The sequence below is a fragment of the Rhizobium sp. S152 genome, from assembly GCF_030380735.1.
GTDB lineage: Bacteria > Pseudomonadota > Alphaproteobacteria > Rhizobiales > Rhizobiaceae > Rhizobium.
This window is the reverse complement of record NZ_JAUDRZ010000028.1, coordinates 1-11,970: the sequence shown is the minus strand read 5'-3', so window position 1 is coordinate 11,970 and position 11,970 is coordinate 1. Positions and strand designations below refer to the sequence as shown.

The 11,970-nt window shown below is 61.8% G+C and carries 10 protein-coding genes and 1 rRNA gene; 10 read left to right on the top strand and 1 reads right to left on the bottom strand.

Annotated features, from left to right (window positions below; genetic code table 11):
* Positions 1-176 (bottom strand): 16S ribosomal RNA (locus tag QTL95_RS24240); the annotation flags it as partial.
* A gap of 696 nt (positions 177-872) precedes the next feature.
* On the opposite strand from QTL95_RS24240, the gene QTL95_RS24235 reads away from it, so the two are divergent.
* The 10 genes from QTL95_RS24235 to QTL95_RS24190 form a co-directional block, all read left to right on the top strand.
* Positions 873-1,208, top strand: a complete 336-nt coding sequence (locus QTL95_RS24235) for a hypothetical protein (protein ID WP_289722473.1) — start codon at positions 873-875, stop codon at positions 1,206-1,208.
* A gap of 137 nt (positions 1,209-1,345) precedes the next feature.
* On the top strand, positions 1,346-1,552 hold the full coding sequence (locus tag QTL95_RS24230) for a hypothetical protein (RefSeq protein ID WP_037187177.1): 207 nt from the start codon (positions 1,346-1,348) through the stop codon (positions 1,550-1,552).
* Positions 1,553-1,735: 183 nt separating this feature from the next.
* Entirely contained in the window at positions 1,736-2,536 is an 801-nt protein-coding gene (locus QTL95_RS24225; protein WP_289722472.1) for a pseudouridine synthase, read from the top strand.
* A 13-nt stretch (positions 2,537-2,549) separates the two neighbouring features.
* The gene (locus QTL95_RS24220; RefSeq protein WP_289722474.1) at positions 2,550-3,236 is read left to right on the top strand and encodes a phosphoribosyltransferase; all 687 of its coding nucleotides are present in this window, start codon (positions 2,550-2,552) and stop codon (positions 3,234-3,236) included.
* Positions 3,237-3,314: 78 nt separating this feature from the next.
* A complete protein-coding gene (locus QTL95_RS24215) occupies positions 3,315-5,054 on the top strand; it encodes an SLC13 family permease (RefSeq protein WP_289722471.1) in 1,740 nt (579 codons plus the stop codon).
* A gap of 79 nt (positions 5,055-5,133) precedes the next feature.
* Entirely contained in the window at positions 5,134-6,078 is a 945-nt protein-coding gene (locus QTL95_RS24210; RefSeq protein WP_289722470.1) for a phosphoribosylaminoimidazolesuccinocarboxamide synthase, read from the top strand.
* Between the two features lie 99 nt (positions 6,079-6,177).
* Positions 6,178-6,774: a TetR family transcriptional regulator gene (locus QTL95_RS24205; protein WP_289722469.1), complete on the top strand. Its 597-nt coding sequence runs from the start codon at positions 6,178-6,180 to the stop codon at positions 6,772-6,774.
* A gap of 152 nt (positions 6,775-6,926) precedes the next feature.
* Positions 6,927-8,141 (top strand): efflux RND transporter periplasmic adaptor subunit, encoded by a 1,215-nt coding sequence (locus QTL95_RS24200; RefSeq protein WP_289722468.1) that lies wholly within the window; start codon positions 6,927-6,929, stop codon positions 8,139-8,141.
* A gap of 44 nt (positions 8,142-8,185) precedes the next feature.
* Positions 8,186-11,296 (top strand): efflux RND transporter permease subunit, encoded by a 3,111-nt coding sequence (locus QTL95_RS24195; protein ID WP_289722467.1) that lies wholly within the window; start codon positions 8,186-8,188, stop codon positions 11,294-11,296.
* 151 nt (positions 11,297-11,447) lie between these two features.
* On the top strand, positions 11,448-11,970 hold a 523-nt coding region (locus QTL95_RS24190; RefSeq protein WP_289722466.1), incomplete at its 3' end, for a TolC family protein.

The following is an 11,970-nucleotide window of genomic DNA, read 5'->3' as shown; positions in this document are numbered from 1 at the left end:
TTCCCCCGAAGGGCACATACGGTATTAGTCCAAGTTTCCCTGGGTTATTCCGTAGAAAAGGGTACGTTCCCACGCGTTACTCACCCGTCTGCCGCTCCCCGTGAGGGGCGCTCGACTTGCATGTGTTAAGCCTGCCGCCAGCGTTCGTTCTGAGCCAGGATCAAACTCTCATGTTGAGAATTCAATCATTGGCATTTACGTCACGTCTTGAATCGACGAGAACTTCACACCTGTTTTCCAAACGATCAGCCTAAACCAACCGTCAAAAACCAGTGTAACTTCTCTTGATAAACGTGACCGCCAAAGTCTCTTTCAAAGAACCGACATCTCTGCCGATCCCGCGAACTCCGCCGCCCACGTTTCTCTTTCTTCCAATATTCAATTGTCAAATAACAGACCGGAAAACCCGGTCGAAACCTCTCCGCAAGCCCAAGGCCTAAGCCCCAAACCCTCATCAGCACAAAAGCCAATCCGGAAACACAAAACCGAAGGACACCGTCGCCAGCAGCGCCGCCGCCCTCGTTTCGTGAAGCGGCTTATAAGGCCCCCACCCTTTCCAAGTCAACACACCCCCACAAAGTTTTTTGACATTTTTGTAACGCCCTGTTTTGGAAAGAGGATTTTCCAAGGCGCTTGTGCACAGCATCGGCTCGGTCCAGGCAGCCCACCGAATTTTCTTTACCGGCCGGTCAAAAGCTCTCGGAAACACACCGCGCAAGCGCCCGAAATCCGCAATTTTAGCGCCTTGCCGGCCTTGAAACTTGGTTCCACGGCGTCATCTCGTTCTTGTCGGCCCCGGCAGACCAAGTTTGTCCGGAACCGAATGCAGGTCTTTCGTGTTCTCATTTCAGTGCAATGAAAAGGAGAAAGACATGGCTGCCAACACCGATGATGTGAGAGAATCCGTCAGCAAGGATATCGCGACACTTCAGCAGGAGGTGTCCCGTCTGCAGAAGATGATCTCGGCCCAAGGCACCGAAGCCTATTACGAGGTGCGCGACCGCGCGAGCAAGGCCTATGAAGACGCCCTGCCCCGCGCCAAGGGCGCCGTCGCCAATATCAGGGCGGAAAGCGTCGCAGCCGCCGGTGCCGCGCGCGAACACGCAGCCGCCACCACCACCGCGCTGGCACTTGCCGGCGCCATCGGCTTTCTCGCCGGCTATCTCTTGAGCGGCAGCCAGCAGCCGCCACGCCATTGGTGGGAATGACAATCTTGCCCCTCTTCCAGGGCGCCTGAAATCGGCGCCGTGCTGACCCCGTTCAGTGCGGCGCATAAGACTTTCGTCTCAGAAAAACCAAGTTTTGGGGATAACTACGCGACATAAAAAAGCAGGGAGGACTACGGATGGAAAGCGAAAGAGCAAACTGCATTGTCGAGGTGAGTGTCGACGGTGCCGAAGGCCGTCGCGCTGTCGGCATCATGAACATGCGGCAAGCCCTTGAACTGCCCGAGATGCCACGCTTGTTCTATACCCATCCCGACCCGGCCAAAGCGGCGGCCGGCGTTCTGGTCAGTCGTCAGGAGCTCGCGGGCTACATGGCCCGCCACTAGGTTTCCTGATAATGCCTCTTACGGCGGCGCGACGCGCCGTCGCTTCTCGCGCGCCCTTATAGTTCAAGACCCTCCGCAACCTCCTCCCCCTCCCTTTTCCCCTCGTTTCGATCTTCCCAGGCTGGTATCGGCTTTCGCTTCGTGCCAGAAAACACGCACTTCGCAATCAGGCAGGACATCAGGGTGAGAGAGCGGCGGTCTCCGCAGAAATCACGACTTCGCGGCAAGGCCGACACCGACGGCAAGCGCGTCACCCTGCCCCGCGCCCTCTCCAAGCTCGGTTACTGTTCGCGCACCCAGGCCGAACGCCTGATCGCCGACGGCCGCGTCACGGTCGACGGGCGCAAGGTGATCGATCTCTCCGCCTGGGTCGATATGGACGCGGCAAGGATCAAGGTTGACGGCAAGGACGTGGTCGCCGAGGCGAAGATCTACCTGATGCTCAACAAACCCCGCGGCCTGGTCACCACCCGTGACGATCCCGAGGGGCGCCCCACCGTCTACGACTGCCTCAAGGACTTCGACATCCCGCATCTGTCGCCCGTCGGGCGGCTGGACAAGGCGAGCGAGGGATTGCTGCTCTTCACCAACGACACGACCTTCGCCCAGGCGCTGCTGGACCCGCTGACCCATCTCACCAAAACCTATCATGTCCAGGTCGACAGGATCATGGACGACGAGCTGCTGGCCGAAATGACCTATGGCGTGCGCCATGACGGCGAGGTGCTGAAGGCAACCTCGGCGAAACTGCTGCGTAGCGGCGACAAGAACTCCTGGATCGAGGTGGAGCTCGACGAGGGCCGCAACCGCCAGATCCGCCGTATTCTCGAGGGTCTGGATACCGAGTGCCTGCGCCTGGTGCGCGTGGCGATCGGCGGCCTCGGGCTCGGCGACCTCGCAAAGGGCGCCGTGCGGCCATTGACGGAGGCCGAATTGAAGGACCTGCGCCGCGGCGCCGGTCTGGAAAAGACGAGACGGAACTGACGACATGACCGATATGGCTCCGCACGATTTCTGGCAGGAAATCCACGCCCCCGACACCTTTTACGCCGACGGTGACTTCACCGCCTTCTACGTCGCCGAGCTCGATGACGGCGCCCAGCTTCGCCTGCCGATCCGCGTACTGGGCGATGGCCGGCAGGCGCTTGCTTCGCTGATCATCAATCAGGCGAGTTTTTCGACGCTCGACGCCCTGGCCGAACGTCTCGCCGAAAAGCTGCGCCGCTTCGATGTAGATGTCATCGCCGGCCTGCCGACACTTGGACTGACGCTGGCCGCAGCCGTGGCGCAAAAGCTCGGACACAGCAGATACGTGCCGCTCGGCACCTCCCGAAAATTCTGGTACCGCGACGAACTCTCCGTTCCCCTCTCCTCGATCACCACGCCGACGCAGCAGAAGCGTCTTTATATAGACCCGCGCATGCTACCCCTTCTTGAAGGCCGGCGCGTGGCGCTGATCGACGACGTGATCTCCAGCGGCACCTCGATCGTTTCCGGTCTGGAGCTGCTTTCGGCCTGCGGTATCGAGCCCGCCGTCATCGGCGCCGCCATGCTCCAGTCCGATCGCTGGCGTGAAAAGCTGGCGGTATCGGGGCCACAATGGCTCGAGAGGACCGTGGGCGTCTTCGCCACGCCGGTGCTGGAAAAGACCGAGACGGGAAGTTGGCGCAAACCGCGGACGTGATGGTCGCGGGCGGGCCGCCTCTGTACAGAACGCCGCGAGCCGCTACATTGATGCCGACGCAATGAGCCGGAATAGCCCATGACATTTGAGCAAGCATCTCTGCTGATCCTGCTGGTTGCCATGCTCATCCTGTTCTCGCTCGACCGCTTCCGCATCGAGGTCGTCGCCATCACCGGGCTGCTGGCGGGATATGCGCTCGGGCTTTATCCGACCGGAGAGGTCTTTTCGGGATTCGCCAGCCCCGTCGTCATCACCGTCATCGAGATCCTGCTGGTGGTGCAGGTGCTCGCGCGCGCCAGGCTGTTCGACCGCTTGGCGAGCTTCTTTGCCAGCGCGCGGTTTTCCAACACCGGCATCATCGCCGCCCTCTCCTCGGCCACCGGCTTCATTTCCATCTTCATGAACAATATCGGCGCATTCTCAATCGCACTGCCCGTCGCCCTTCGCCTTGGCACGACGATGGCGATCCCGAGAAAGCAGCTTATCATTCCCATATCCTTCGCGGCGCTGCTCGGCGGCCTGGTCTCGCTGATCGGCACGCCGGCGAACCTGCTCGTCAGCACGGCACTCGTGCAAAGTGGCGCCAGCGGCTTCCGCCTCTTCGATTTCGCCTATGTCGGCCTGCCGGTAGCTGCCGTCGGAATCGCGCTGACGGCGTGGCTTGCGCCGCGCATTTTCCCCGAAAGCGAGGATGCCGCCGAAGAGCCATCCTCTTCCTCGCGCCGCCAGCTCGCCGAGCGTGAGGTCCCGGTGGCATCGCCGCTGGTCGGCACGCCACTGTCGGAACTGCCAGCCCGTTTCGCCCTCGCACCGCATGCCTTGCTGCGCGACGACAAGCATGTCTTCGCAACACCCGAAAACGCTGTAATCGAGGCCGGAGACGTACTCTTCGCAGAAGCGGAAGCCACGACATTCGCCGACCTCGCTGCATCCGGCACTTTACGGTTGCCGCAGGCGGATTTCGCGGCTTCATCAGGCAACTACATGGAAGCCGTGGTCATGCCGGAGAGCACGATCGTCGGCTCCCGGCTTCGTTCCCTGGAAGTCTTCAGCGCCCGCAACGTCAGGATCACGGCGCTGTCGCTACGCTCGCCGCGCATCGAAGGCCGCTTCGCCGACCAGCAACTGTCGATCGGCGACATCCTCGTGCTCGAAGGCGAGCGCACGGCGATCGTCGAGGCGCTCGACGAATGCGAATGCCTTCCGCTTGCCTCGCAACCGCCCGCGCCGTCATCGCTGGCATGGCAGCCCTTCGCGATCTTCGCCTGTGGCGTCGCCGCCACCGCCTTCGATCTCGCCAGCCCCGAGATCGCTTTCGCCGCCGTAGTCATGGTGCTGGCGCTTTTCAACTATCTCAACATCCGCCAGGCCATGGCCGACCTCAACTGGCCGATCATCATCATGCTCGGCGCCATGATCCCGATCGGCGCGGCCTTCGGCAGTACCGGGACGGCAGAGGTGATCGCCTCTACGCTGAGCGCGATCATCCCGATAACGCAGCCCCTGGCGGGCGTGGCACTCCTGTTGTTCCTCGCCATGGCGCTGACGCCCTTCGTCAACAATGCAACGGTGGCCATTATCCTGAGCCCCGTCGCGCTGGAGTTCGCCGACGCAGGGCATCATGCTCCGCAGGCCTATCTGATGGCGGTCGCGGCCGGCGCCTCGCTCGACTTCCTCACCCCCTTCGGCCATCACAACAACACGCTCGCCATGGGCATCGCCGGCTACCGCTTTACGGACTTTCTGAGGGCGGGCGCACCGCTTGCCGTCACCAGCTATGTTTTGGCCGTGCTCCTCATATATGTGTTCTGGATATGACCCCGGTTGCTTGACATCCCCCGCAATGGAACTAGAGCAGGGGAAAAGCGCCGATAAACTGACAAGGATGGTCGAGCCCGTGCGAATCCTCTCCGAAGCCCACTTCCCCGAACTGCCGAACTACTATCGCGGCAAGGTGCGGGAGAACTACGATCTTCCCGATGGACGTCGCATCATCATCAGCACCGACAGGCTGAGCGCCTTCGACCGTATCCTCACCTGCATCCCCTACAAGGGCCAGGTGCTGACCCAGACGGCGCGCTACTGGTTCGAGGCGACCAAGGACATTTGCCCCAACCACGTCCTCGAATATCCCGACCCCAATGTCGTCATCGGCAAGCGGCTCGATATCCTGCCGGTCGAGGTCGTCGTGCGCGGCTATCTTGCCGGCACCACCGGCACCTCGATCCTCACTCTTTACAAGAAGGGCGAGCGCGAGATGTACGGCATGCGGCTGCCCGACGGCATGCGCGACAACGAGAAGCTTCCCGAGCCGGTCATCACGCCGACGAGCAAGGAATTCGACGGCGGCCATGACGAACCCTTGACGCCGGCGCAGATCGTCGACGGCGGGCTTCTCACCCGCGAACAGTGGGAAACGCTGTCGCGCTACGCGCTGGCGCTATTCGCCCGCGGCCAGGAACTGGCGGCTAAACGCGGCTTGATCCTTGTCGACACCAAATACGAATTCGGCACCGACGAGAACGGCAACATCATCCTCGCCGACGAGATCCACACGCCCGACAGCAGCCGTTACTGGCTGACCGACAGCTACCAGAAGAATTTCGAGGCCGGGACGCGGCAGGCAAGCTTCGACAAGGATTTCGTCCGCGCCTGGGTGGCCGAGCGTTGCGATCCCTACAAGGATGAGATTCCCGAAATTCCGGTCGATCTCATCCAGCAGACGTCGGACGTCTATATCAGGGCCTATGAGGCGATCACCGCCCAGAAATTCATCCCCGACGATACAGGCGCGACGCCGGTCGACCGTATCCGCCGCAATCTGGCGCCCTATTTTTCCTGACCTGCTTCAAGGAAGGGCGCGCAACATTCGCTTGCAGGCCCTTCTTCGGTCGCGCTAGGGTTTGATACAGAGGCGCCGGATTTACCGGCAGGAGCAGGAATGGCACGAAGGCCAAGGCGAAAGGCCGAAGAAACCCGCCAAGACATTCTGACGACGGCGGAACTGCTGTTTTGCCAGCGCGGTTTCGTGGCGGTCTCGATTGCCGACATTGCTGCGTCGCTGGCCATGTCTCCGGCCAATGTCTTCAAACACTTCCACTCCAAGGCGGCGCTGGTCGACGCCATCGCCGAACGGCATTTGACGGATGTGGCGGACCGCTTCGTCGTCGAGGACCTGCCGCCCAGGGACCAGCTCCTCAGCTTCGCGCTCAGGCTGCTGGACAGCCACCTGCAGGATCTCCAGCAGAACCCCTATATCTTCGAGATGGTCCTCGTCAGCATCGACGCGAAGATCGAGGCCGGCAAACGATATCGCGAAAAAGTTATCCAGAAGCTTGAGGCGATCATTCGAGAAGGCATCGCCGAAAACCGCTATCGTTGCTCCAATCCGGGCGAGGCCGCCAATACCGTGGCGGATATGCTCGCAAGCGTGCTGCACCCGGTGCTGATCGCCAAGGAAGACAAGGAAACGCTTGTCAACAGGGCCGGCCGCATCGTCGATTTCGCCGACACCGCACTGCAAAATAGCGCTTGCTAAGTGACGATCCGTCTATTACGTCACTTTCTAAAGTGTTTGTTAATTCGGATCACCGGCATTTGACTCCGGCACGTTTGTCGTATCGCATCGCGGTGCCGGTGCACTCAACATGCATGACCCGGAATCCGGCGCCATCGCATAGGGAATTGAAAATGATACGTCGCCTTCTTCTTGTTTCCTCTGCCATGGCATTCGGCGGCCTGCTCGCAGCCTGCAGCGACAGCGGCAATCAGTCCGCCGGCGCTGGTGCCGCCGGCGCGGCTCAGCCTGCCGCCGCCGTTGGCGTCGTCACCCTGAACAAGGGCTCCTTCCCCGTCACCACCATTCTTCCCGGTCGTGCCGAGGCAGTTCAGGTGGCCGACATCCGTCCCCAGGTCAGCGGCCTGATCACGGATATCGCCTTCCGCGAAGGCGGCGAGGTCAAGAAGGGCGACGTTCTCTACCAGATCGAGGACGCACCTTATCTCGCAGCGGCTGCCCAGGCGCGCGCCGCAATCGCCAAGGCCGAAGCCAGCGTTCCGAGCGCCCAGAGCAATTTCGATCGCTATCAGCGCCTCGTCGGCTCCGGCGCGACGCAGATCGAGCTTGAAACGGCAAGAACGAACCTGCTTCAGGCCGAAGCCGAGGTCGAATCCGCCAAGGCGGCGCTGACGGCAGCCGACATCGATCTCGATCACACCAAGATCCGGGCACCCTTCGACGGCGTCATCGACCAGACGGCATACAATGTCGGCAACGTGGTCGCCGCCAACCAGACGACCGCGCTGACCACCGTTCGCCAGCTCGATCCTGTTTATATTCTCCTCACGGAGTCCAGCACCAACCTGCTGAAGCTGCGTGATGCCATCAACTCGGGCGAGATCAAGGGACCGGCCGGCAACGCCGCCTTCCGTCTCATCCTCGAGAACGGCAAGGAATACGACCACCGCGGCACGCTCGACATGTCGAAGTCGGTCGTCAGCGAAACGACCGGCACCTTCACCATCCGCGTCCGCTTCCCCAATCCCGACCGCATCATTCTGCCGGGCATGTATGTCCGCGCGACCCTCGAGCTTGGCGCCGAGAACGGCTTCGCGCTACCGCAGCTCGCCACCGGCCGCAATGCCAACGGTGAGCTGACCGCTCAGTTCGTGTCCGCCGAAGGCAAGGTCGAGACGCGCGTCTTCGAGAACGCCTCCCCTTCCAACAATTCCTGGCTGGTTACCGACGGCATCAAGGACGGCGATCAGTTGATCGTCAGCGGCCTCCAGTCGATCACGGCAGGCATGCCGGTCAAGGCCACGCCGATGAAGATCAACGAGAAGGGCATCGTCGTGCCCGCCGAGCAGGCTCCGGCCGCCGACGCGCAGAAGCCCGCCGCGAAGTAACGCGGCGCATCGCGACGTGACGAGACCCGTACAGGAATAAGCCAATGGCCAAGTTTTTCATCCGACGCCCGATTTTTGCATGGGTCATAGCGATCACGATCATGCTTGCGGGCCTGCTCGCGATCTTCACGCTGTCGATCTCGCAATATCCTGACATCGCGCCGACGACGGTGCGCATCAACGCGACCTATCGCGGCGCCAGCGCCGAAACCGTCGAGAAGTCGGTCACGACGATCATCGAGGACGGCATGACCGGTCTCGACGACCTGACCTACATGACCTCGACGTCGTCGACCGGGTCCGCCAGCATCTCGCTGACCTTCGGAACCAGCGCCGATCCCGACATCGCGCAGGTCCAGGTGCAGAACAAGCTTCAGCTCGTCCAGTCGCAGCTGCCGGGCGATGTCATCGACGCCGGCATCAGCGTCACCCGCTCGACCTCGAGTATCCTGCTCGTCGGCTCGCTGGTTTCGACCGACGGAAAGCGTAACTCCGTCGACCTCGGCAATATCATGTCGACCTCCATCGAAGACCAGATCCAGCGTCTCGAAGGCGTCGGCAGCGTGAACATTTTCGGCTCCGGCTACGCCATGCGCGTCTGGCTCGATCCCTACAAGCTGCTCAAGTACCAGCTGACCACCGGTGACGTAACGTCGGCGATCGAGGCGCAGAACACGCAGGTTTCCGTCGGCTCGCTAGGTGCCCAGCCGTCCGTCGATGGCCAGCAGCTCAACATCACCATCACCGCGCAGGCCCAGCTGACCACCGTCTCCGATTTCGAGCACATCATCCTCAAGGTGGAAAAGGACGGTTCGACCGTTCGCCTGAGCGACGTTGCGCGCATCGAGATCGGCCAGGAAAGCTATGGCGGTTCCTCCCGCTACAATGGCGCTCCCTCGAGCGGCTTCGCGATCAACCTCGCCATCGGCGCCAATGCCATCGACACCGCCGGCCGTGTACGCTCCGCGCTCGAAACGATCGGCCGCGGCCTGCCTGAGGGCGTCGAGATAACCTACCCCTACGACACGACGCCCTTCGTCGAACTGTCGATCGAGAAGGTCGTCCATACGCTGATTGAAGCGATCGTCTTGGTCTTCGTGGTGCTGCTGATCTTCCTGCAGAACCTTCGTGCGACGCTGATCCCGACGATCGCCGTTCCCGTCGTCTTGCTGGGCACCTTCGGCATCCTGGCGGTGACGGGATACTCCATCAATACGCTCACCATGTTCGCGATGGTTCTGGCCATCGGCCTGCTCGTCGATGACGCCATCGTCGTCGTCGAGAACGTCGAACGTATCATGACGGAGGAAAAGCTCTCGCCGCTGGAAGCGACCGAGAAGTCGATGGGCGAGATCACCGGCGCCATCGTCGGCATCGCCCTCGTGCTCACCGCCGTCTTCATTCCGATGGCCTTCTTCGGCGGCTCGACCGGCATCATCTACCGCCAGTTCTCCGTCACCATCGTCTCGGCGATGCTGCTTTCAGCGCTTGTCGCCATCGTGCTGACGCCGGCGCTGTGCGCCACGATGCTGAAGCCGGTCGGCGAACACCGCAAGAACCGGCTGGCCGATTGGTTCAATCGCAATTTCACGCGCTCGACCAACAGCTATGTCGGCATCATCGGCTACCTGCTGAAGCGTCCGCTGCGGATTCTGCTGGTGTTCGTGCTGATCGGCGCCGGTTGCGCCTATCTCTTCGCACGCCTGCCGAGCTCGTTCCTGCCGCAGGAAGACCAGGGCGTGCTGCTCACCATCGTGACGACGCCGCCCGGCTCGACCACGCAGCAGACCCAGGCAGTCGTCGAAAAGGTCGAGAACTTCTACCGCGAGAACGAAAAGGAAGCGGTCGATTCCGTCTTCGGCGCACTCGGCTTCGGCTTCAACGGCTCGGGCCAGAACAGCGCGATCGTCTTCACCAAGCTCAAGGACTTCTCTCTGCGAACGGTTGAGAACCTGCATGCGCAGTCCGTCGTCACCCGCGCCCTGAAGACATTCTCGACATTCAGGGAAGCACAGGTCTTCGCGCTGCTTCCTCCGGCCATCCAGGGCCTCGGCGTGTCCAGCGGCTTCTCCATGTACCTTGTCGATACCGGCAACCATGGCACCGAGGCGCTCGACGCCGCTTCCAAGCGCCTGATCCAGATGGCCAACAGCAGCGGCAAGGTCGTGGCGCTTCGCAGCAACAACAAGGATGTCGAGCCGCAGATGAAGATCGTCATAGACCAGGAGAAGATCGGCGCCATGGGCGTGGACATCTCCGCGGTCAATGCGATGCTGTCGGTCATCTTCACCGGCCGCGACGTCAACGACTTTACCCTCAACGGCGAGATCAAGCCGGTCTACGTTCAGGGCGACGCACCGTTCCGCATGCAGCCGAACGATCTCGATCATTGGTATGCCCGCAACACATCCGGCGAGATGGTGCCCTTCTCGGCCTTCACGCGTACGGAATGGGTCAAGGGTGCACCGACGCTTGCCCGCTTCAACGCGGTCAGCGCCATCCCGCTCGACGGCGCCTCGGCGCCGGGCGTCAGCTCGGGTGATGCCATGAACGAGATGGAAGCACTCACCCAGCAACTGGGTGGCGGTTATACCGTTGCATGGCAGGGCATCTCCTACCAGGAACGCCTCTCCGGCTCGCAGGCGCCGATGCTCTATGCGATTTCGGTCCTGGTCGTCTTCCTGTGCCTCGCGGCACTTTACGAAAGCTGGTCCATTCCGTTCTCCGTCATCATGGCGGTTCCGATCGGCGTCCTCGGCGCACTCGTCGCGGCGACCCTCTTCGGCCAGGCCAACGACGTCTACTTCAAGGTCGGCCTGCTGACCACGATAGGCTTGGCGGCCAAGAACGCGATCCTGATCGTGGAATTCGCCAAGGACAGAATGGAAACAGGCATGGGTCTATTCGAGGCAACGCTGGAGGCCGCGCGGCTGCGCCTGCGCCCGATCATCATGACCTCTCTGGCGTTCATCCTCGGCGTCGTGCCGCTCGCCATCGCCACCGGCGCGGGCTCCGCGGCGCAGAACGCGATCGGCATCGGCGTCCTCGGCGGCATGCTCGCGGCAACCGTTATCGGCATCTTCTTCGTTCCGTCCTTCTTCGTCATGATCCGAAAGGTCTCGACCCGGCGGGCAAAAAATGAAGGAGGAGTGTGATATAAATGCACTGTGAGAAAGTGGGACTCATTGATACATTGCCGCCGACTGCTTCGGGATGGTGTTTCTCGTTTGAGCGAAGCACGGCCGACTGCGAAGCATGAAGCTTCTGACGAAGAATAGATTTGGTCGAGTTACAGGAAGATATTTAATGGCGTCGTTTCGTTATGCCTCTCCGGCACTTTTGCTATTGCTCGCGGGCTGTGTGAGTGGCCCGGATCACGTTCCCCCGGAGATGCCGCTTCCGGCCAAGTTCAACGAAGGCGGGACGAAGAGCGATGGTGATGTCGCCACGTCGACGTGGTGGACGGCCTATCGCGACACCCGGCTGAACTCGCTGGTCGCCGAGGGCCTGAACGAGAACCTCAACGTCCAGCAGGCGCTGGAACGCATCAACGCCGCCGCCTCCAACGTCACGGTCGCCGGCGCCGGTTCGCTGCCGAGCCTGACGGTCGGCGCCGGCCACACCTTGAGCGGCAGCACCGGCGAGGGCCGCACCTTCAAGGGCGCCGAAAACACCACCTCCGGCGATGTCGGCATCTCCTGGCTGCTCGACCTGTTCGGCCAGTACCGCCGCTCCAAGGAAAGCGCCCAGGCCTCGCTCGACGCCGCCTACTCCACCGCCGATGTCGCCAAGCTCACCTATCTCCAGGATCTGGTGAACTCCTACATCG

Coding starts and splice junctions, on each gene's coding strand:
- QTL95_RS24215 (WP_289722471.1), top strand. CDS start 3,315: ATGACATTTGAGCAAGCATCTCTGCTGATCCTGCTGGTTGCCATGCTC.
- QTL95_RS24230 (WP_037187177.1), top strand. CDS start 1,346: ATGGAAAGCGAAAGAGCAAACTGCATTGTCGAGGTGAGTGTCGACGGT.
- QTL95_RS24205 (WP_289722469.1), top strand. CDS start 6,178: ATGGCACGAAGGCCAAGGCGAAAGGCCGAAGAAACCCGCCAAGACATT.
- QTL95_RS24195 (WP_289722467.1), top strand. CDS start 8,186: ATGGCCAAGTTTTTCATCCGACGCCCGATTTTTGCATGGGTCATAGCG.
- QTL95_RS24200 (WP_289722468.1), top strand. CDS start 6,927: ATGATACGTCGCCTTCTTCTTGTTTCCTCTGCCATGGCATTCGGCGGC.
- QTL95_RS24220 (WP_289722474.1), top strand. CDS start 2,550: ATGGCTCCGCACGATTTCTGGCAGGAAATCCACGCCCCCGACACCTTT.
- QTL95_RS24235 (WP_289722473.1), top strand. CDS start 873: ATGGCTGCCAACACCGATGATGTGAGAGAATCCGTCAGCAAGGATATC.